Source organism: Nocardia stercoris (genome assembly GCF_003696265.1).
In the GTDB taxonomy this organism is placed as follows: domain Bacteria; phylum Actinomycetota; class Actinomycetes; order Mycobacteriales; family Mycobacteriaceae; genus Nocardia; species Nocardia stercoris.
This window is the reverse complement of sequence record NZ_RFFH01000004.1, coordinates 141,417-164,010: the sequence shown is the minus strand read 5'-3', so window position 1 is coordinate 164,010 and position 22,594 is coordinate 141,417. Positions and strand designations below refer to the sequence as shown.

Genomic DNA, 22,594 nt, shown 5'->3' with positions numbered 1-22,594 from the left:
GCATCTCGATAAGGATGGGAACCGGTGAGTTCAGGTGCGGAGCGCTCGCCGCACGTGCTGGGCGCGGCCTTCGGTGACGCGCTGGCCGCGGCGCTCGCGGGCCGCGATCTGGTGCTGGACAACGGCTTCGGACCTGATACCGAGCGGGCCCTGATCGACGTGGCGTTCGCCCGTGACCACGCTGATGGGGAGCTGGCCGCCTCGGCTCGCACTGTTTTCGTGGCGGAGACTGCGGCGCGGATGGTGTCGCCACAATCGCCCGACGACGCGGCAATGCTGGTGTTGAGCCGGATGGCGCACTGTTCCCTGCTGGAGTGGGATGCCGCCCGCACCGTGCCGCTGGACATCGAACAGGTTCGCTTCCACCGCGATTGCCGTCGGGGATGGTTGGCGCGCTTGACCGCGGCGGACACCCGATACGTCGACCTGATCGTCGAAACACTGCGGTGGGCGGCGATGAAACCGACACCGGTCCCACAGCCGCCCGCGAGGGTCGAATCCGGCGTACTGGCAGCCATTTTCGAGCACGACATCGTTCCGGAGACCTTTCTCGCCGCGGGGCCGCGCGGCGAACCCAGCGCCCTGGTGTTGTGCCGTTCGGCGGCACGACACCAGGACACGGTGCGCATCGCTGCCGAACGCCGTTGTGTCGTAGTCGATCCCGACCTGTACACGGCCTACCATCCACGCGCCGCCGTGGCCGTCGACGCCGATGTGCTCGGTGATGTCGTGCTCTGGATGGTGATGGCCATCCGCCACGCGGTGGAGCGTCGCCTCGATGTGGTGGTCCGCACCGCGGCGGACGAACCGCGGCAGACCTCCGACGTGACCGCTCTGTTCGACGATTCGGGCTACCGGATCACCATCGGCCGAACCCCGCCCGCAGCGGACATGTGATGACGCTGAAGTTACCTCCCGACATCCCGCGGTGGGCAGTAGCCGCCGGGGCGGGACAACAGTTCCCCGAGATGGACGAAGACCTCATGCACGAGGTCAAGGCCGTGTTGGAAGACACGGTGCGAGACCTCGACAGCACCATGCAGGCCTTCGATGACCTGATGCGGCAGTTGGCGGCTGCCGGAGAGAGCGAGCTCCTCGGCGCGGTCCAGTCGGCCGGAGCGCAGATCACGTCGATCGGGCGCGAAATATGCTCGGGCCTGGACGCTTTGGCGAAAGAAGTCGAAGCGGCGACCAGTGACGCGGTATTCAGCAAGGTCGAGGTCATCGTCGCGTTGTCGCAGCTGGTGGCGCAAGCCGCGGCAGCGGTGATGTTCCCGGCCACCGCGGGTGCCGAGGACCTGGCACTGTTCGGTGCGACGCGGGCCAAGGTCCGCGGGATCATCGAGACGCTGGTGTCGCGCTTGGGCGGGCGCGGGCTGCGGTTGGCGGCGCTGGCGGGTGCGGTGCAAGGCACCCTCCCGGCCCTGGTGGCGCAATTGGCCGCCTATCACAGCGTCGATGTCGGAAAACTGGTGCCGAACGCCGTTGCGGGCGGTGTGGGTGGTGTAACCGGGTTCGGGGTCGGCCATGCCCTGAGCCCGGTCGTGAGCCGCCTCGACCAGCGGCTCGCCGAGCACCTGGACTCGACGCTGCTGCTCCGGATCGCCCGTGCCGGTGAGACATTGGCGACCGGCGGTGTGGCCGGCGCGGCCGGAGCGGCGGCCGGGGCGGCGGCGGCGAGTCCGCTCTCACACGAGAAACTGACCTGGGGCCAGTTGATCGGCGCCGCCGGCGGTGGACTGGCCGGGGCGATGATCGGCGGCGCGGTACACGCGGCGAATGGACACGCGCCCGGTGGAACGACGTCGATCGATCCGGCCGATTCGTCCGCAGCCCTCGACCGTCTCGGCCACCGGCCGTCGCGGCCGGACGGCGTCGCACCGACGGGGTCCGCGATGTCACAGCAGCTGGACGGCGTCGCACCGTTGGTGAAGGCGACAGCGCGGCTGCAGTTCTCGGAGGTGACGCCGGGGCCGCAACGCGTTACCTCCACCGGCCGGGTGGAGCAGCCGTCGCGGGTTCCGCTGCAATCGCTGCGGTCGGATTCCGACGGTGCGCCCGTGCCGTCGGCGCGATCGCGATCGATGTGGGCGTCGGCCAGTGCGGCATCGAAGTCCGCGCCGGTCGGCGTCGCGGACCGGTCGGCGACGCCACCGCGAGTGACGGCGAAGGCCGGGCAGATCGCGACCGCCCCGGAAGTCCTCGTGCCGCCGAAACCCACGCGGGTCACCGCGCCGCTGCGACCCGGCGGCCGTGCATCGGCACCCTGGGGAGAACCGAACACCGGATCGCACGATCCTGCACCGAGAACATCTGTGCCGAAAGGTGTTTCGTCGTCCGCCGGTGAACACGCCGATACCGCGGCGCAAACGAGCGTCGACGGGCCCGGGAAGTCCGCGACCGGCGGTGGTCCGCATCCGGAGCAGAGTACGGCGCACGAGCCCGGCGTGATGTCGCGGGAATCCGGCCAGGAGATCCCGGCAGACGCCGCGGCGGCGGGTCTCGTCGACGACGGTGCGGGTTCGCCGCCGGCGGGCCACCGGTCCGAGACAGCCGAGGTGCTGGCGGATTTCCACGCCCGTTCCGGCGAGCATGTTCCCCAGGAGTTGCGGTTGTGCAACCTTCCCGACGAGGTCTTGCACGCCGGACTGTTCTCCCTCGCTGATCCGGATCTGGATCCGGTTGTCGCCGAACGGGAATCGCAGGTGGCGATGATGGAGATCATCCGGCGGCGCACAGTGACCGACGAACTGCCGGGCGGCAAAGTGATGTACGCGGAGCAGGTGGAGGCCGCGCGACAGTTGGAGCACCGGCCGGTCGAGATGAAGCCCGGTGCGGGTAAGACGCTGACGTTCCTGGCGTATGCGACCCGGCAGGCGTTGCGGCACGGTTCGTATCTGCAGGTGACCACCGAAGACGGACTGGCCTTCCGGGAATACACCGAGTACAAGCGAGTATTGGCCGGGTTCGGGATCGATGTGTTTCTCGCCGACCAGAACACCGGGTTCGGGCCGGTGGTGGCAGGGCGCCCGGCGATCGTGGTGGCCACCGGTGAGACGACCGGGCATCTATGCAACGCCGGTCATGAACCGCCGCGTCATGTGGGGCTCGACGAACTCGACGCGATCATCGACCGCGGCGAGAAGACGTTCATCCGCTCCGAAGGCGTGCAGGAGGCCGCACCGGACCAGGTCCGGGACGAGGTGCTGGGTGTGCACGACTTCCTCGCCGAAGCGCTCGGCACGGGCGCTCTCTCGCACGAGCATTTCGGTCTGACGCGGTTCGCGGAGGAGATCGACATCGATCGGCCCGACGGGACCGTCGAGGTCGGGGTCCAGTATTGGTACGACGGTCAGGCCAAGCTGACACCGCAGGGCATCGAGGTGGTGCGGCAGCTCCCCGGCGGGCGACAATGGTTGCGGGACATGGGTTTGTCGCGGTTGGAGATGGCCGCCGCAGCCGAATTCACCTGTCGCAGCGAGGTTCACTACACCATGAGCCCGCAGGGCAAGATCGTGATCATCGACCAGGGCGAGCACGGCCTGCAAGACAATCCGAAGACCACGAGCGAATCACGGTGGAGCGCGGAGCCGGGCAAGGCGAGCCTCGCCCAGGCGATCGAGGCCAAGGAGATCCGGGCTGCCGAAGCCGCCCGGATCACCGCCGATCAGCACCGGATCGTGGTGCGCGCCGACCCGGATACGGCGAAAAGTATTACCGCACAGGAGATCTACGGCACGAACCGCTTCTTCGACCATGTCACGGGCGGGTCCGGCACATTGACCGACCTCGGCGAGGTCCTGACCACGGTGTACGGTCTGCCCGCGCCGTTCGAAAGCCCCCGCTCCCAAGAACATCGACTGGTCGAGGGCGAGCCCGAGGTCGTGGCGAACACCCGCGTCAAGCTGAACACCATCGCCGACTACGCCGTCGCGATGCGCGACGCCGGGCAGGGGCGTGCGCAGGCGATCCTCTGCCACCGCAACGACTTGGTCCGACAACAGTATCGGGCGTTGGTGCGGGCCGGAATACCCGAGGAAGCCATCGAGGCGGTCGACGCACGGCGGATGGCCGCCTGGGGCGAGCACCGGGAGGCCGAGCTGCAGAAGATCGTCGAAGCCGCCGGGCAACAAGGCAAGATTCTCGTCATCAACCGCCAAGGGCAACGCGGCGTCGACATCCCGGTATCCGACGCGGCACTCGCCCGAGGCGGGCTGCACGTGTGGATGACCGAGGTGCCCGAACAGTCCTACATCTGGGAACAGGGCAAGAACCGCACCGCCCGCAACGGCCAGAACGGCACGGCGCAGGCGTTGATGTCGCCGCAGGACGCGCTGCTCCGCAAGGCCATGCACCTGGACGGTGTTCGCTCCGCGGTGATCCAGTTCGAACAGGCCGCCGCCGCCCACCACACCGAACCCACCCCCGCCACCCACGACGCGGTGCTGGACGCGAGCCACCGAATCCGCTCGCTCGTACCCGAACTGCAGCGACAGGCGCATCAGCGTGCCACTGAGGAATTCATCCGGCGGTACCGGCCGCACGATCCGGCCGCCGAGACCGCGGCCGGGCTGTCGTCGCCGCGGCAATCCCCGCCTGTCGCCGTTCCGGCGCGGTCGGCCGCGCAGGCCGCCGCGAACGAGGCGGCGCGATCCCCGGCCCAGCCCACCGCGTCCCGGTCGACCGTCGCCGTCCTGCCGCCGGCTCGGTCCCTGCTCCGGGATCCGATGACGACCGATCACTCGTACAGTCCAGCGGCCGCCACGGTCGGCGCCGCACCCGCCGCCACACCGTCGACCACCGAAACCCCGCTGATCCGCCACGACGGTTCGACCGATGATGGAGCCGAAAACCACAGCGCCGCAACAGTACCCGGCATCGATATCGGCAGTCCGGCAGTCGCCCATCCCGACACACAACCGCACCGCCCCCATGCCGACACAGTCCGGCTGATGCGACAGGCGGAGCAGGACCGACAGCACGCCACCGGACTCGGCGCGGCCCTGCGCCCCGACCTGTGGATCGACGCATCGAGCCACACCGGCACCACAGGCGCTCCCCACCACACCGACGACGGAAACCGATACCGCCCCGCCGCCCGGACCGGACTCGGGCGCACCACCTCGTACACCGTCACCACGGTGATCCCCGCCGAACCAGACACCGGGGAAGTCGACCCGCTCGGTGCCCTCGTCCCGAACACCGGTGCCGCACCGCAAGTCCCACCGATCAGCACCCGAGACGAGATATCACCGTCCGAATCGTCCCGTTCCAACAACCCGTGGCTGACCCGGACGCCGTGGTCGCCGCGCCGCCGGATACCGCCCAGGAAGAGCCCCGACCGTTCCCGCCGGAATCGGGATGTGCCCGCGGAGTTCGCCGATACCACCAGCCCCGCCCCCACGCCGTGGGGCACGCTGCCGCCCACACGCGTCACGGCCGGCGGCCGGTTCGACCGCCCGCCTCGCATCGAACCGGAACCCCTTGGCGCACCGGACGACCCACCGCCGAGCGGACGAAATGCGCCACCGGCGACCGGGAAAGATCCTGACGCCCGCAAGCTGAAGCCCACCCGAACCCCGGACCGCGACGGCGCCGGCCCCTTCTGGGCTCCCAGCCCGCTCAGCGAACCCGAACGGGGGCCGATCTTCCGAAATCGCCCCCAACCCGACGAAGCGCCCCTGTGGGGGCGGTCCCGCGACCCGTGGTCGCTGCACCGCAATCCCCCCGGCAACCACGACGACTACCACGACGCCGAGCGCGGCAGCTTCCCACCGGCCGACCGCGATCAGCACCCGGATCCGGCCGATCACACCTCCACGTCCTCGGTCGCCGAGACGCCCGACTCCGTCCTGCCCCGGATCGTCGAGGTCCACCCGGCGGCACGCGCCAACGGGCTGCGCTTGGGCGCGTCGCTGCGACTGACGGCCGCCCGTGGGCCGGCGGCGGTGGCCGCCGCATGGCAGACCTTCGTCGAGGCGGAACACGCGTGGGACATCGTCCTGAGCGATCCCGACGCCGCCGATCTGGCCGGTGTGCCGGGCGTGTGGCGTAACCGCGCCAATATGCACCGGCTCGCGGCCCAACTGCGGGAGTTGCGGCTGCTCCGCACGGCCGACGCGTTGCACCTCGCGGACCAGTTCCGGCTGGACCAGCTCGAACAGGTGGCGGCCGTGCTCACCGCGGCGTCCACCCGCATGCCCGGGCTGCCGGTGTGGCTGTTGTCGATCGAGCCCGTCGTGATCTCCATCGGATCGATCGACCTGACCGACCGGGTCACCATCCGCATGCTGACCGACGAACTCGATCCCGCCGGTATCGCGAATGCCATCGCCTTCCAGATGGGACGCGAATACGGCAGTCACCCCGGCCTCAGCACGGCCGTCGTGTTCGGCCTGCCGTCACTGGACCCGCAGCTCGACGGCGACCGAACGGCCATGCTGGCGCGAGGTATCCGCGCGAGCAGGCGGCACTACGCGGCCGCCGATCACGGTCGCGACGCCGAAGTCGTCGTGTATCGAAGGGCAGGCATGGTTCCGGGCGAGCCGGGCCGGATCGGCGACCCGATCATCGACCCGATCGCGAACTTTCTCGAACCGGACGGCATCACCGTCGCTCAATTCGACTGGCTCGTTTCCGCGCCGAGTGGCCACCTACCCGACGCGCCGTTGCTCGTCGTGCTCGAGACGCAGCGGGCGGAGCAGATCGGAGCGGCGCACACCGAGCTGGTCCATGCCCTGGAGGGACCGACCGGCCGCTGCGCCGAGTACGTGTTGGCACACTTCGGCGGTCGATCACCCGAACCCGGAGAGACGATCACCGCAGGCCGGTTCGCCGAGCTCGCGGGCGGGGACTGGCACCGCAACGGATTCACCCCCGACCCGCTCGACCGACCCGACGGCCGGTCCGCGCTGGACAAGGTCGCGGCACACCTGCGCGAGCTCGGCGCCGGCGCGAAAGCCGCAGTGGCTCTGGAGTACCACGACGCCCGAGGCCCGCGCCTGACCCATGTCGAGCTGTGGAGCTGCGGCGTAGACGGCGAGATCCGATGCAGCGACCGGATTTCCGCGCAACCCGTCGACGCCCAGCCCGTGTCCCCGGACACGCTCGAAATCGTCGACGAGTACCGGCCGGGTCTGGACCCGCTCGATGTGCCACACGTTTTCGCCATCTTCAAGCATCCCGACGGCACGTCGGAAACCGAGCTGACCGCCGCCCACCCGGCGGTGCCCGAAACCGATTGTCCCGCAACCCCACTGCGCGGTCCTCGCGTTCCCGCCGGCGGCAGCGGCCGGCCCACGCCGATGGACCCGGCCGACCCCCGGGCCGGTCACCCGATGTCGGACAAGGACGAGATCGGGCAGTGGCACCGGATGTTGGGGCCCGGCGCTCAGTCCGTGCTCGCCGGCGACGGGGTGTTCCTCCGGGATCGAAGCGGCGAACCCGCCCATCCGACGTCGTCGTACATCGACAGCCTGTGGGCGTCGTGCGCGTGGTTGTCGGCCCGCGTCGGGCCCGCGGGCGCGGGCATCGATCACCCCGAAGAGGCACTGGCGGAACCTGTTTGGCGGGCGGAACTGCAGCGGTGGCGGGAGTTGGCGTACGCCGATCGCGCGCAGATCGAGGAATCGTTGGCGGTAGGCGACGACCTACCGGACGGCGAGTATCAGCCCATTCTCGGCGAAGTCGCGACGCGCCTGGCCCACCTCGACGAGTTGGAGCGGCTGCTGCCCAGGATCTACCTGGCACAGGCACGACATACCGACCCGGACGGCGCGATCGCGCGCGCGGCCATTGCCGCCGCGGTCGGCGAACGCGCCGTCCACCACGTGACCGGCCACGTCGCGGTCGTCGAAACCCGCCGCGGGAGAAGGGAAGTGTGGGTCGCCGGACCGCCCAGCTACCTGATGATGCGCCTGGAAGAGGCCGCGCGCCTGCCGGACTCACCCGTTTCGGTGGCAGACGCGTTGTCCGACAAGAAAACTCGGATGCGGTACCTCGGGATCGAGGACGGGCAGGTCGAAGAACTGCCGAGCAAGCAGGTCGAGCGGTCATACCGCGCCGACTACGAGGCGGCACTCGCGCAGTGGACCGTCCGGGGATGTCTGGGCGCGGGCTTTAGCCTCGACTCGATCGGCGACTGGATGGCGCAACTGGCCCGGCACGAGTCCGGAGGGACCGCGCCCACGACCACTCTGGGATACATGGAGGTACCCGACACCGACGCTATCCGCCGCATCGTCGCCGACCTCTGGGAGCGCAAGCAGCTGCCGGTCCGCGACTGGTCCCAGCCGCCGCCCGTCGCCGCGGACTGGGCGGCACAACCCGGTCACCGCACGGCGACCCTTCGGCTGCCGGGGCCGACCGACATCTTCTTCCGCATCGAAGAGTTGCCGGGCGGCAGCCGGGTGCGGCTCGCCCCACCGCTCGGCCGTGACGACGTCGCCGACGAGATCGCGCGGGTGTTCGGCGGGGTCGAGGCCGACGACGTGCGCCTGCTGACCCACCACCTCCGGCGCACGATCCCGCGACGCGACGGACTCGATCGGAGCGCCGACGCCGATGTGCCCGCGCTCGATCGGAGCGCTCCCGTTCGTCACTCGAATCCGCCACGACCCCAATCGGATTCACCTCTCACGGGTCGCCTTGTCACGGCCGGTGATCCCACCGCGGCGCAGCCGGCCGCAGGGTTCGCCCGTGAATACCCCGACCGCGCCGCCCTGCACGCTCACCTGGCGGTGTTAGACCATGGGCGCGTTCGGGTCAGCGAGCGATACGCCGACGGCCGCACCGTGAAGTACGTGCTCGAGCGCGACTACGCGGGCCGGCTGCAGGTCGCGCGGAACGACGATCAGCGTGCGGCGCAGTCGACCAGGACCCCCGACGGCGTGATCGCCGTCCACGCGACGTGGTTCGACCGAGCCGACGCGCCGCTCGACCCGACACCCGCCTACCACGACCGCCTGCTGCGGGATCTCCGAGCCGAACTCGACGATGTCCGCGACCGATTCGGCGACATCGCCGCCATCCAGGACCTGCCGGACCCCGAACTCGGTCCCGGGGAATGGCGCACCGCGTACGAGATGTACCAGGACCCACCGGACGCCTCCACACGGGATCGGCGCCGAGCCCTACGCGAGCTGGGCGAGCACGCAGACCGGTATTTCGCGGTCCACCGGCGTCACGCCGACGCCACAGCGAACCCGGCCACCGCCCTGACCGACGAGATGACCGGCGCCGACCACGGCACCCTCCTCACCGACCACGTCGCCCGGATCGACCGCGGCGACGGCGTCGAGGAACTCGTGGTCGCCGCCACCGCGGGCATGCACGCTCGATGGCTCGGCGAACTCGCCCGCCTGGACCCCCGCTACACCGACATCCTGTACCGCGACGACATCCGCATCCGCTACCTCGAGATCAACGCCGGAGAACTGCCGCGCGAACTCGACCCGGTCGAGGTCGAGGACGCCGCGCGCCGCATCGTGCGCACCGCGGTCGAAACGCGACTGCTCGGGCACTACCTGAGCGAGCGCGCCATCCGGCCACCCCGCGGCCGGGCGAGGAGAATCCGGAAGCGGTCACCCGGTGACCCCGCCGATTCGATGCCGGATATCGACACATGGTCGGGGGGGCTGCCGATGGATCTCCCCGGTGGGGTGTCCCAGGCATGGGCCAGAAGACGCGCGGGCGAGTCCCCGCAGACGGTCGCCGACCGTGTCACCCTCGAGGTCCTGCTCGGTGAACTACCCGCGCCGGGATGGTCGCGTGACGCCGAGGTACCCCCGACCTGGCATCGCCCGGACGAACGCGTGGAGATACCGGTGCGCGTCGGCTCGCTGGAGACGATCACTGCCCGGCTGGTACGCACCAGAGCAGGGTGGGTGATGGCCCGCCCGACGGACTACGACCACGCGGCCGGGCTGCTGGCCTTGCACCTCGGCGACAGCATCGGCGCGACACCCAGGAAACGCCCCGCCCAGATGGGCAGGCTCATCGAGAAAATCCTGGCCGACCCGAACGAGCCGATCGTCCGGCATCGGCACGACGGCGGCCCCTCGACGCTCGCCGCGAAGGAGACCGGCGGCAGACGAGTAATCACGGTCCGGATACCGGATACCGACCCGCTGACGAGTCGCGTCACTCGACTGATGTCGGCCGGCAGGGGCGTCGACGCCGAACTCATCGACGCAGTCGTCGACCGGATTCGGCCGATCGCCGGCCCTCGGACCCCACCGGACGAACTCGACCGGCTCATTCGCGAGCAGGTGAACCAGTTCCACGGTTACGCGGTCCTTCGCCGTGTGGTGTGCGGCGCGCTCGAGCACGATGGTGTCGATCTCGCTCGGGGCAACGGACGTGTGCTGGCCACGGCGCCCCTGCACGAGTTCCGGCGTGCCCTCGAGGATCCCGCCAACGCCGACTGCCGTCGATATCTCGACAACCTCGCGCGACCGTCCGGCAAGTCCGACACCCCGGCCCGACGTCGAGCCAGGCTCGCCAAAGCTATGAATGTGGAAGCGGAACAACTAGATCCGCTACGCGACATCCTCATCGGCCGTCTCGCCGCCGCCATCGCCCCCGGCGCCCCCGACACCGTCCCGAAGTCCCCTTCCGGCACCGAAACCGCCGCACCGGCGGCCCGTCCGGCGGAGACCCGCGTCCCCCGGGACTGGGGCTCGCCGACGGTCCGGCAGGCCACCGACGCGGCGCGCCGGCGCGACATGCGGCAGTTGCCGCATCGCGAGCGGCGATGCGTGCGGCTCACCGAGGCAGGCTGGACCGACCGCGAAATCGCCGCCGCGATGCGCATCACACCCACGAGAGTCCGGTCACTGCGGCACGAAGCGAGCGTCCGGATGACCGCGTGGCTTTCTGCACGCGCCGCCGGATACCTGACCGCCGACCGGGCCCCCGCGCCCGCCCTGGTCGTCGACGACAACCTGGAACATCGGCGCCCACTGGTCGAGGCCGCTGTCGAACGGCTCGACGGCGCCCTTCGGACGTCGGCCGCGGCGCACTGGCTGCGCGGACTCTCGATCGAGGAGACAGCGGCAGAGTTGGGCATCAGCCCGCAGACCGTCCGGGGAAACCTCAACCGAGCCGCCATCGTCATGACCGCCTGGCTGCCCGCCACCCATCTGCCCAGTGCCGCCCTCAGCCCGCTCGAAGCCGTGTGGCAGCAGTTGGACGACGGCCGGCGGGAACAGGTACGGGAAGCACTGTCGGTACTGACCCCGAAGATACGGCCCGTTGCCGAACTGTACTTCGGACTGGGCCGGTCGACGGTGGAGACGACCACCCCGGAGATCGTCCGGGTCTTGCGGGCCGACGAGCCGAAAGTCACGCGAACGGTGGTCGATGCCCGCCTGCAACAGGCGGCCGCCAAACTGGCGGAGGTACTGAACGCGACGGACTCCGGGGAGCCGGCAGCCGGCTCGGGCGGATCGACCGCGATCCCCAACGCCGAGCGCAAACACGTTGTCACCGTACGGCTGCCGCAGACCGACCCGGAATCGTCCCCGCGGCTGACCCGCGCGCACGACGATCGCTTACTGCTGGAGACCACCGGGGTCACCGACCCGGTCGCGGCGTGGGCGCAGATCGAACCCCAGTGGGACGGCATGGCGGCCGAGTACGCGACTGTCGCGGCCGTGCACACTCGATGGCTCGCGGGCAGTCCCGAATTCCTCCGCTACCACGAGCTGAGGGCGCACGGCGTAGAGCCGTTCGCCGCGTTGCTGCGCGTCCCCGACGGGCAGGTGGCCCGCTGGCTGGCACACCGGATGGGTTTCCGCGCGGTAGACGTGTCCGAGCAGCGCGGCCTGGTCGAGCTGCGGTTCACCCGAGAGCCGCACGACCCCGACCGGCCGCGGTGGTCGGACCGCGCGCCGATCCCGATCGAGGACTGGCCGCTGGCGCATGCCGTCGACGACCAGGCGAACGGACCGGATGCCCTGCCCGATTTCGTCTGGCGGCAGTATGTCGATACCTGGGGGGAATACTGTTATCTGGCAAGGGATTCCACCGGCGTGCACGGTGCGATCATCGCGTCGGTAGACCGCGACGCGAGGAAGGCGACAATCCTGCGCCACGTCGTGTTGCCGACGGATCGGGGCCTGGGATACGGCACGCAACTGCTCCGCACCTTGTCGGCGGCATTGTCCGGAGCCGGCATCACCGAGGTCGACATTCTGCTGCCCACCGATGCCGGGTCGTCGACCGGCGACACCGTCCGCTGGTACGAGTCACAGGGGTTCGCGGTCGGCGAGACACTGCCCGATCACGCCGGTCCCGGAGCGCACCGGACACGGCTGGCCCTGCATTTTCCGCACGCGCACAACGAACCCGACGACGCGTGGCCCGAGCGCAGCGCTGCGCTCGACCCGGTCCCGATGGGCGGTCTCGCCGTTCGGGAGATGGCCCCGGACCGGATCGCCGAACTGCACGAGGTCGACAAGCAAGCGTTCGGACCGGACCTGGCCTATCCCTACGCGATTCTGCGTCAGCTGATCGACGCACACGGTATCCACACCTTCGTCGTGGAGAACGAGCAGGGACACATGGTCGCCTACAGTATGGTCGCCGTGCGGTCCGATCCGAGGCAGGCGAATTTGTCCACGGCGGACGGCCGTCGGAACATGGCCGACATCATCGGGGTGGGGTCGATCAAGCCGGGTTCGGCGCGGCAAGCTGTCGAATCCGCCGTCCGCTGGGCACACCAGCAGCGTCTTCGTACCGTTCAATTGAAGGTCGATCCGCGAAACGGCCGGGCGGGGATCCTCTACGAGAAGGTCGGTTTCGAGGTGATCGAGGACGATCCCCACTACTACGGGCCGGGGGCACGCAGACTCGCCCTGGAATTCCGGCCCGAGCTCGCTCCGGCGCATCTCCGGCCCGAGGCCGTCGACGGCGCGCAGCCGGGCCTCGCGCGGTGGGGTGATTTCTTCCGAACTCAGCAGCTGCTGACCGGCATTCACGACGTACACGCGCACAGCGCCGCGGTGGCCGCGGAATTTCGCGCGGTGGTCGAGCAATTGCCGCACCGAGCCGAATCGGACCCCGCGCGGCTCGTGCAGCAGCTGGACTCCGGTGACATCCGGGCGAGCGACTCACAGATCGCCACCGTGCGCAGCCACTACCTGCTGACCGCGCTGCTGACGGAGCTGGAGACGAATGCACAACGGATGCTCCGCGCCATCGTCGAATCGCAGTACTGGCACAGCATCGCCGACGAGTGCCGGATCGGGATCATCGACGCCGAAGCCCGGAACTGGATGCGTGCCGGCGCGAGCGGCAACGATGCAGTAGGCGGCCTGTGGACCGGTCTGGAATCCGATCCGCTGGCCCGGCACGCGATGGACGTCTTGGCCGCCGAACGAAAAAAGCTACTCGAAGGCATCGCGATTCGCCGACAGCGGGCACTCGCGCAAGACATCGGGCACGCAGCCGAGATCGACGAGCGATTCCGTCACCTCGAACGTGATCTGCTCACCGAGCTCGACGCCCGCGCGGTACAGACCCGAAAGTCCATTCGCCGGTGGCGAACCAAAGAACTCGCCGAGCTGCGCGAGCGCCGACGCGCAGCGGAGGCCACCGCTCGGCGCCTGGACCGCACTGTCACCCGGCTCGAGGATGCACTGCAGGTGGCGCTGGCGGCGCAGCAACTCCCGCCGCCTTACCATCCGCTCAACCGTGCAGAGCCCAGCGCGGCCGCGATGGCGTTGCTCACGGCACGCCTGCTCGCCGCCGAGGGCGCGACCGTGGATCTGCTGCCGTCACTCACCGCTACCGCGGCACGCGACGACCTGGTCCGCCGCGCCGGCGGTACGGTCTCGCAATTCCCCACGACGTCGGCGTTACTGAGACATCTGGCGGATCAGCCGCCCGGCACTGTCGCCGTGCTGCTGTCCGGCCGGACCCACCGGATCCATACCGACGTGGTTGCGCCGTTCGTGCTGACCACCGCGCACGGCATCGTGTTCGCGGTCTGGAAGGGCATCGTCGACCCCTACCGGCCTCTCGGCGCCGATGAACCCGCTACGGCCGTGGTGTATCCCGCCCCCACCGCAGACGACTACCTGGGTTCGCTGGACGGGCCGGTCGGGTCACAGCTGCCAGCCGACCGCTACTTCCTCACCCATCACGCCACCGCCGGCCCGGACGGCGCGCAATCGCCCACCGTCGACGTGGAACACCTTCGGCGGGCGGCGTCGGCGGCCCTGCATCGGACGACTGTCGCGGCGGATCGAGCGCGGCAGCTGTTGGGCCTGCAACCCGGCACACCGATCCGGACGGCGGTACAACACGCTCGCGCGAGGCACGACAGCTCCGACCCACGGCACGCGACACTGCTCGCCGATCTCGAACGGTGTTCTGCCGCAACCGAAGCCGTCAGGAACGCGGACGCGACCGCGCGCCGGCTGTTGCGGGCCCGGCTGCTCGGTGCCGTGGCCGAGATTCGCCGGGGCGCCGCCGACACCGTCGACGAGGCCGAGCAGTGGCGACGGCGGCGCGACGCGGCCGCCACCACGGAGGCGGAATGCACGGCGGAGCTGGAAACCCTACTGTCGCATGCCATATCGACCGGCGACGAGACCACCGCGTTCCCGGACGATCCCGCCCGTGCTGTCATGCGGATCTTGGCGGATCTGTACGGTGCGGATCGTTTCTCCGTACCGGCCCGCGACCCGCACGACGCCCCCATGACCGCCGCCGAACTGCTCGGCGACGCCGCCACCGACGTCCGACCGCTCCCGAGCCCGGACCACGTGCGGTATCTGTCGACTCGGCTGGGCCCAGGGTCGTCGGTGATCGTGTTCGACGCGGACGAACGACCCGATGTGCTGGTCAACTACGACGACACCGTGCTGAGAATCGACTCGGAGACCGGAAAGACACAACCGTTCGGTGACAGGTCCTTTCCCAGCACCGCGCGCGGCCTGTTCCTCGATCCGGCCGGCAGATCGACGGTGCCGCACGGTATCGAACGCATGGCCGGGACGATCAGTCCCGAATCCCCCGACACCGTGCTCGCGTACGCCGAATTGCCGCATCTGATGCGGGATTTCGGCCTCGACTACGACCGGCATCTGGCGGATGTGCGCCGGATCGTCGCCGAACATCCCGAATTCGACGGCATCCCCCTGCCCGCTCTGGTCGCCGTCCGCGCCTACACGGGCCGACTCGACCGCGCCGTCAACGATGCGCTGCGCGCGCGCGATCCCGATCGCACGGCACGGCTCCGCCCGCTACTCGACGCCATGGTCAGTGGTCTCCGCCACCTGGAACCGTACGGCCGGCCCGACCAGCCCCGCCGAACCGTTCGCGGCATCCGAATCGAGGACCCTGCCGAGCTGCGCGCACTGCTGCGCCGATACCGGAAGGGCCGGCTCGGTCGGACACCGGTCCACATCGATCCGGCCGCGGTGAGCACTTCTGTGCGGCAGCCGTTCCCGGGGAACGTCAGGTTCGAGATCTTGTCCGAGGGTGGCGGACGCCGACTCGGTGCCTTGTCCGCGTACGAGCACGAGGACGAGGTTCTGTTCCCGCCGGGCTGCCGCTTCGAGGTCCTCGACGCGCCTCACCTGCGCGACGGTATCTGGGTCATCGGTCTGCGGCAGTTGGCGAACCCCGGGACCACCGCACCGGGCGGCCCGTAGGTGGGCGCAGGCGAAGTGCCCTTCCAGCGCGGAGCGGAAGGGCACTTCGTTGCCGTGGGTCAGGCGCCGAAGTCGCTGCGGTGGTCGGTGACCCAGTCCGCGAGGGTGCGCCCCGGCTTGCCGGTGACAACCGTGGCGGGGCGCGGGCGGTCGGGGGTCGACACGGTGTCACTCCAGTAGTCGAGGAGCATCTTCATGATCGGGGCGGGGATGAATTGCGCCATCTCGGTGCGGAATTCGTCGGCGGTGATCTCTTCCCAGGGGATGTCGCGCCCCAGGCCGGTGCTCAGGGTGGCGATCTGGTCGGCGCGGGTGAGGGCTTCCGGACCGGTGATCGGGATGATCTCGCCGATGTGGTTGTCGGACAACAGGGTTTCGGCTGCGGCTTCGGCGACGTCGTATTCGTGGACCGGTGCCTGGGCGGAGGTCGGGTAGGGGACCCGCAGGGTGGCGCCGGAGGTGATCGGCCAGCGCCATTCCAGGAGGTTGTTGGCGAAAGTGCCGGGGCGCAGGATGGTCCAGGCGTCGGTGCAGGTGGTGACGGCAGCTTCGACCGCGCTGTGGTGCAGTTGGCTGGCCGAACCGTGGTCGCGCGGGAACTCCAGTGCGGCCGCCAGCGAGGACAGGACCGTGCAGCGGTGTACGCCCGCGGCGACCGCCGCGTCCATGAAGACGTCGATACCGCGGGCGGGGAAGACGAATGCCCGGTCGACACCGTCGAACACCTCGGCGCCGAGGGTCGCGGCGTCGGCGAGGTCACCGGCGACGACCTCCACCCCGGCGGGCAGGTTCGTGTCGGCGGGCTTGCGGGTCAGGGCGCGGACCGATGCGCCGCGCTCGAGGAGGGTGGCGACCAGGTGGCGGCCTACCGCGCCGGTGGCGCCCGTGACGAGGATGGTCGGCTGGTCGGTGCGAATCTCTGTGCTGCTCATGACATGAACAGTTCCGGTAAAGCACCGGGGGCCACATCACGAGAATCCGTTACTTCCCCGCCCGGAAGGACCGAGCTGTCGTTACCTCAGCGCAGGTCGTGGGCCGCGTCGGCCAGGAAGGTGCGGGACGCGGAAGGCGTCGCGGCCTGGATGCTCAGCCGGTCCATGACGTGGCGGTAGGTCTCCAGGTCCTCGGGTCTGTCCAGGTACAGCGCGCTCGAAATCTGTTCCAGGTACACGACATCGGGGAGTTCGTCCTCGGCGAAGCGGAGGAGGGTGAACGAGCCGGACATCGGGACGTGGCCGCCGGCGGCGTACGGGACCACCTGGATGGTGATGTTGGGGCGGTGCGACATGGCCAGCAGGTGTTCGAGCTGGGCGCGCATGACGTCGCGTCCGCCGACCGGGCGACGCAGGGCGGATTCGTCCACGATCGCCCACAGGGTGGGGCCGCCGGGGACCGACAGGATCTCCTGGCGCTTGCGGCGCAACTCCACCCGGCGCGCCACGTCCAGTTTGTCCAGGGCCATGCCGACGATCGCCCGCGCGTAGTCGTCGGTCTGCAGCAGGCCCGGAATCAGTTGTCCCTCAAAGGTTCTGATCGACTGTGCGGCTCCCTCGAGCCCGAGATAGTTCTCGAACCAGGATGGGAGCAGATCGCTGTATCCGTGCCACCAGGCCTGCTGGTTGGCCATGCGCACGAGCTCCAGGAACGATGCGCGTTGCTCGGCATCGTCGACCCCGTACAGGGTCAGCAGATCGCTGACGTCGCGTTCCCGGTAGCCGGTCCGCCCGAGCTCGAGCCGGCTGATCTTGGCGTAGGAACCGCGGATGTGCTCCCCCGCGTCCTTCGCCGTGATCCCCTTGGCCTCACGTAGCTTTCGTAGCTGACCGCCGACCATGATCCGCAACGCCGTCGGGCCACGCTGGGCTGAAGCCGAGGTGGCGATGTCTTTCCACTCCGGTACTGACGTCATCGGACTTCCCCGTTGTCATGTTGGCTATCCGATGATGCTAGCTGGGGCGGGTACCGCCGGGAAAGGCCGCGTGCCGAGTGGACGTGTAATCGGCCTGCACCTTGAAATACCGACCGGTAGGACCATATGCGGCGTAGAACACGAATCCACGGGACCCAGTGTCCGCGTAGGGCGCTCCGGCGACGAAGCGGTCCAGCACCGGGTCGACTCCGGCCGGAAAACCGATGGCGTCGGTGCGCACCGGAAAACAGATGCGCCGCATGCCCGGTGCGTCCCAGGAGAACGTGCGATACACATTGAACGTGCGCGCCAGCAGCGCGAGTTCCGTGTCCGCGGCGGACGCGAAGTTCAGCTCGCGCAGAATGGTGGCGATATCGGCCGGCCCGAGGTGGCCCGGGGCGAATACCCGCGAATACCAGTTCATGGTGTGGCTGACGAAATCCACTGCCATCATGCCGATATCGCCGCCGTAGCGCGCCAGATGCACCGCGTGCGCGTGGGCGGCGGCGGGCAGGTCCGGGAACTCCAGCATCCGCTGCACGGTGAGCAGTTCGGGAAAGACCAGCCACACCTTCTGCACTCCGCTCGCTACCGCGAGGTCGACGCCCCAGCGCACGGGCACGGCGGCGGAGATCGCGGCGAGCAGGCGTTCCATCGGATGCCCGGTGAAGGTCAGCAGCCCCGCGGCGCGCAGGCGGCCCACCGGATCGGCGTCCGGGCTCGAATTCATCAGCCGGACACTCACTTCGCGTTGCCCCACCGGGTGGGTGGTGGTCCGCACCCCGATCCAGGAACCGGTCCACAGGTCGGCCAGGGCCGCCAGCACGGGGTCCACGACCGCGGGCTCGTAGCTCGCCTCGGACAGGCGCGCGAATTCCCGCAGATCCCGCCGCAGCCGGTCGAGGGTCGAATCCTCGGATGTGCTCATGGTTCCTCCGGCGTGCGGCGATCTGATTGCGGGACGGTCAGTTTCCGACGGTGGAATTCAGCCAGTCGACGACCGCCGCCTGATAGTCGGTGGTATTGCGCGCCAGATTCACGGCATGGCCGCTGCCCGGCAGCACGAACGTGCGCAACCGCGCCTCCGGCGCGAAGAACGGCGCCTCCTCGGCTTGCAGTGTGGCCGAGTTCGCGCACGTGGCGTAATCGATTCCGCAGAGCATGCGGTCCCGGCCCCCGACCACGATGAACACCGGGGCGGTGATGAAATTCGACATGCCGGGCAGCGTCGACAGCATCCCGTCCGGATATTCGGTCAGCGAGAAGACCTCTTTGTTCTGCTCGTCCATGGCGAGTACCGCCGGGTCGACGTCGCCGGGGTCGAAGAAATCGTGCATCCGGGTGCCGGGCCGCGAGGTCAGATAGCCCGGATCCAAGCCGCGTCCGGCGAATTCGGGGTCGTCGGCGGAGGAATGGTAGGTGGCGATCACGCTCAGCGTCTCGGGGACGTTCACCGCGTGCGAATAACCCGTCAGCAGAATGCCGTCCACATCGTGGAAGCTGGTGGCCTCCATGACCGACGTGCCGGAGGTCAGGGAGTGGCCGACGGTGACGACCTTGTCGAACGGCGCCGAGCCGTCGAGACCCTGCCGGGCGGCCTGGACGATGTCATGCAGGTCCTGGGCTGTGCCGGTGGCCGTCAGGGTCAGGCTCTCCGGATGGGTGCTGTCGCCGTTACCGAGCCGGTCGACCACGAGGGTGGCGTAGCCGGCGGCGTTCATCGCCCGGCGGAAATTGTAGGTCTGCGGCTCGTAGCCGAAATCCCAGTAGCTGCCGTTGAAATTGGAGCCCGACATCAACACCATCACGGTGCGGGACCCGCCCGGCGGCAGGCACAGGGTCGCGGCCAGCCGGCCCTGCGGTACCGCGATCGGAAACGAACTGCAGGACACCGTATCCGGCCCGCTGTCGGCGGTCGATACACCGGATGCGAAGCAGCCCGACACAGTTACGGCGAAGACGACTCGTGCCCACCTCGAGACTCGCACGCGAAGCGCTCCCTCTGACGAGATGCGGAAGACGAGGCCCGACGGCCCGGCCTTATGCGGTTGTATCGGCGCACGATATCGGCCGCCGCGACGCCGTGCAAGGGGCCGGACCGAATTCCCCGCGTGTCGACCGGCGTGGATTCGGTTTCGCCCCAGTGGATTCCATCATCACACGGGGCGGCGGCGCGGATGCGCCACTACGATGCCGACATGGCCGATCGAGCTGTCCATTTCGTCGGAAGTTTCCCGGCGGACAGTACTGACGACGCGATGCACGCGATGATGCGCGGCGCGGGCTCGCGGCTGCGCACGCTGCCCACCGGCGAGATCCGGCGGCACGAGACCTATCTCCAGCCGATCATCGACGGGCTGGTCGATCAGGGGGCACTACGGGTGCGACGGGAGCGGCCGGACCGGACCGTTCACCGGCTGCGGCCCGGGTTCGACAGCGGCGCAATGACTCTCGGGTACGCGTGCGAGGCGCGGGAGGCGCTGCCCAGCTACACCGGGCTACGCGGCGCGTCCGGTCCGGCACTGCAGATCGGCATGCCGACCGACCTCACCCTGGGATTCGTGGCACTGGGCCTGCCCGGCGTGCTCGCCCACCGGCAGGTGTTCACCGACGCCACCGCCGCCGAGATGGCCGCCGTGCACGAGGTGACCGGCGGCGACGTCGTCCTGCAACTGGAGGCACCCGCCGAACTGGTGCTGCTGGCCGCAGCGCAGCCCTTGCACCGCGTGGTGGACGCGGCGCTCGGCCTGAGCCGCGGGATCTGCGCGCTGGCCGCCCGGGCGCCCGAAGGCGCCCGCCTCGGTGTGCACCTGTGTCTCGGTGGCCGCCGCAACAAGGCCCGGACCACCCTGCGCGACACTCGACCGCTGGTGCATCTCGCCAATGCCGTTGCCCGGCAATGGCCTTCGGGGCGCACCCTGGAGTACATCCACGGCCCGCTCGCGGCCGGCGACCTACCGCCGTCGAGTCGGCCCGAGTTCTACGCTCCCCTAGCGGATTTGGAGCTGGGTGCGACCGCCTTCGTGGCGGGTTTCGTGCACGAGAAACCCACCGAGGCCGAACTCGTGCACACGCTGCACCTGATCGAGGGCGCGCTCGGCCGGCCGGTCGACGCCGTGGCCAGCGCCTGCGGTCTCGGCCGCCACACCCGCGAGGTGGCCGAGACCCTCGTCGCCCGGGCCGACGCGCTCGCGGCCGCAGACTGAGCCGAATTCGCCTGGTCCGCTATGACTTTCGGCAGATGCCGCCGAGCACCACCATGCGGGTGTCGGGCAGATCGTCGCCGAGCCAGTGCTGGACCGGGACGACGCCGGGGTCGAGCAGGTCGAAACCCTTGAAGATCGTGGCCACATCGGCGCGCGAGCGGAAGACGAATTGCGCTGTGCTGCCGACGGTATCGGTCACCGTCTGCTGCACCCAGGTTTCGTCGCTCTCGGTGGCGCCGTGGGTGAACGCCACATAGCTGCCCGGCGCCATCACCTCGTGGAAACGGGTCATGACCTCGCCCGGACGTTCGTCCTCCAGCACGAAGTGCAACACACCGACCAGCAGGATCGCGATCGGCTCGGACAGATCGATCCCCGCCTCGGCCGGCAGTCGCTCGATGATGTCATCGGGGTCGCGGAAATCGCCCAACATCGGTGTGACACCGGGCAGATCGCTGAACATGGCGTTGGTGTGCGCGAACACGACCGGGTCGTAGTCGATGGAGGCCAGCCGCGCCGCGGGATCGATCGCCGTGATCGTCTCGTACACGCTCGGCGAGGTCGGAATCCCCGATCCGATATCCACGAACTGCCGAATTCCCGCCTCGGCGGCCATCTTCGCCGAACCGGTCAGGAACGCACGACTGAATGTGGCCAGGGTCCGGTTGTCGGGCGCGATGGACAGCATCCGCTGCGCCACGATCCGGTCGGCCTCGTAATTGTCCTTGCCGCCCAACAGATAGTTGTAGATTCGGGCCGCGTTCGGTTTTGTCGGATCGACGCCCTCGGGCGCCGGCCGGTCGCTTGACACCAGACCTCCTCGATCCCCCGCAGCGTAGCAGCCGGCACGCCGGCGGGGGAACGGTCGGCAGGCGGCTCGTTCAGGGCGTTGTCAGTTCCCGGCCACCCGGGCCGCAAGTGCTTGTGCCACAGCCTTGTTGCCGCCGTCGCGGGGATGCAGTTCCTCGATCGTGCCGATCGGGGTCGCGTCACCCACCCACGGATCGGCCGAGCAACCGTCGTGGCCTGCGGTGATGGCCCGCACGTCCATGAATTCGACGCCGAGCTGCTGGGCCGCGTCGCGCTGGGCGCTGTCGAGGCGGTCCAGGTAGTGCGCGATCGCGTCGTTTCGCTTGGGAAATGTCAAGCCCGGCAACATGTCCGACTGGGTGCACAGGTTCGTGCTGCCTGGCGCGAACTCCTCCGGATACCCGAGCAGCACGATCCGGGCATTCGGCGCGTAGTAGCGGACGTAGTCGACGACCTTGCCGATCCGGCCCGCGTAGCCGGCGCCGTCGAGGGTGCCGGTGTCGGTCAGCCACGACTGGTCGTTGTTCATGCAGTTCTTGGTGCTGCCCCAGGTGCCGTAGCAGGCGGCGTCGTGCACGTAGTCCAGGAACGGGTTGGTGCCGTCGCGCCACGACTCCGCGATGCCGACCTGCACCGCCACCAGCTGGGTGTCGGGCCCGAACGCGCCGTCGGCGGCCGCGAGCTTGGACTGGACGATCATGTTGTAGCCGGCGCCGGTGTCGATGGTCGCGCCGGAGCAGGACTCGTCCACGAAGTCGTCGGTGCCGGCGACACCGGTCAGGGCGCCGAGCTGGTTCGGCCACGAGTCGGCACCGCGGTGGCAGACGTTGGGATCGTCCCAGTGCTGGTAGGGCGGGTTCGCGGCGAACGAGTCACCCAGGACGACGATCTTCTTGCCGGGCGCCGTCGCGGTGTCGTCGGCGTGCGCGGCGGTCTGCGCGGTGAACTGGGATGCGGTAGCGAGCACCGCCAAAGCTGCCCACCGGGCCGACCTGGTCGAGAACATT

Annotated in this window: 9 protein-coding genes; 3 read left to right on the top strand and 6 right to left on the bottom strand. The window is 69.4% G+C overall.

Annotated features, from left to right (window positions below; all coding sequences use genetic code 11):
* Positions 1–24: 24 nt before the first annotated feature.
* Entirely contained in the window at positions 25–897 is an 873-nt protein-coding gene (locus EBN03_RS11765; protein WP_147471541.1) for a zeta toxin family protein, read from the top strand.
* Positions 897–15,662, top strand: coding sequence for a GNAT family N-acetyltransferase (locus EBN03_RS11760; protein WP_122188026.1), 14,766 nt, complete (start codon positions 897–899; stop codon positions 15,660–15,662). Before EBN03_RS11765 ends, EBN03_RS11760 begins: the two co-directional genes overlap by 1 nt.
* A gap of 59 nt (positions 15,663–15,721) precedes the next feature.
* Here the strand turns inward: EBN03_RS11760 and EBN03_RS11755 are convergent, their stop codons facing one another.
* The 4 genes from EBN03_RS11755 to EBN03_RS11740 all read right to left on the bottom strand — a co-directional run bounded on the left by EBN03_RS11755 (position 15,722) and on the right by EBN03_RS11740 (position 19,559).
* Entirely contained in the window at positions 15,722–16,594 is an 873-nt protein-coding gene (locus tag EBN03_RS11755) for an SDR family oxidoreductase (RefSeq protein WP_199742745.1), read from the bottom strand.
* Between the two features lie 86 nt (positions 16,595–16,680).
* Positions 16,681–17,571 (bottom strand): helix-turn-helix domain-containing protein, encoded by an 891-nt coding sequence (locus tag EBN03_RS11750; protein WP_122188025.1) that lies wholly within the window; start codon positions 17,569–17,571, stop codon positions 16,681–16,683.
* A gap of 37 nt (positions 17,572–17,608) precedes the next feature.
* The gene (locus EBN03_RS11745; protein ID WP_122188024.1) at positions 17,609–18,499 is read right to left on the bottom strand and encodes an aromatic prenyltransferase; all 891 of its coding nucleotides are present in this window, start codon (positions 18,497–18,499) and stop codon (positions 17,609–17,611) included.
* A 37-nt stretch (positions 18,500–18,536) separates the two neighbouring features.
* On the bottom strand, positions 18,537–19,559 hold the full coding sequence (locus tag EBN03_RS11740; protein WP_233608324.1) for an alpha/beta hydrolase: 1,023 nt from the start codon (positions 19,557–19,559) through the stop codon (positions 18,537–18,539).
* A gap of 210 nt (positions 19,560–19,769) precedes the next feature.
* Here EBN03_RS11740 and EBN03_RS11735 point away from each other — a divergent pair, with 210 nt between their 5' ends.
* Positions 19,770–20,777 carry a hypothetical protein gene (locus EBN03_RS11735; protein ID WP_122188023.1) on the top strand — a complete coding sequence of 336 codons (1,008 nt, stop codon included), beginning with the start codon at positions 19,770–19,772 and terminating at the stop codon, positions 20,775–20,777.
* 19 nt (positions 20,778–20,796) lie between these two features.
* On the opposite strand, the gene EBN03_RS11730 is transcribed toward EBN03_RS11735, so the two are convergent.
* Both EBN03_RS11730 and EBN03_RS11725 read right to left on the bottom strand, forming a co-directional pair.
* Positions 20,797–21,588 (bottom strand): SAM-dependent methyltransferase, encoded by a 792-nt coding sequence (locus EBN03_RS11730; protein WP_122188022.1) that lies wholly within the window; start codon positions 21,586–21,588, stop codon positions 20,797–20,799.
* Between the two features lie 81 nt (positions 21,589–21,669).
* On the bottom strand, positions 21,670–22,593 hold the full coding sequence (locus EBN03_RS11725) for an SGNH/GDSL hydrolase family protein (protein WP_158675597.1): 924 nt from the start codon (positions 22,591–22,593) through the stop codon (positions 21,670–21,672).
* Position 22,594: the final 1 nt, after the last annotated feature.

Coding starts and splice junctions, on each gene's coding strand:
- EBN03_RS11760 (WP_122188026.1), top strand. CDS start 897: ATGACGCTGAAGTTACCTCCCGACATCCCGCGGTGGGCAGTAGCCGCC.
- EBN03_RS11755 (WP_199742745.1), bottom strand. CDS start 16,594: ATGAGCAGCACAGAGATTCGCACCGACCAGCCGACCATCCTCGTCACG.
- EBN03_RS11750 (WP_122188025.1), bottom strand. CDS start 17,571: ATGACGTCAGTACCGGAGTGGAAAGACATCGCCACCTCGGCTTCAGCC.
- EBN03_RS11745 (WP_122188024.1), bottom strand. CDS start 18,499: ATGAGCACATCCGAGGATTCGACCCTCGACCGGCTGCGGCGGGATCTG.
- EBN03_RS11735 (WP_122188023.1), top strand. CDS start 19,770: ATGGCCGATCGAGCTGTCCATTTCGTCGGAAGTTTCCCGGCGGACAGT.
- EBN03_RS11725 (WP_158675597.1), bottom strand. CDS start 22,593: ATGTTCTCGACCAGGTCGGCCCGGTGGGCAGCTTTGGCGGTGCTCGCT.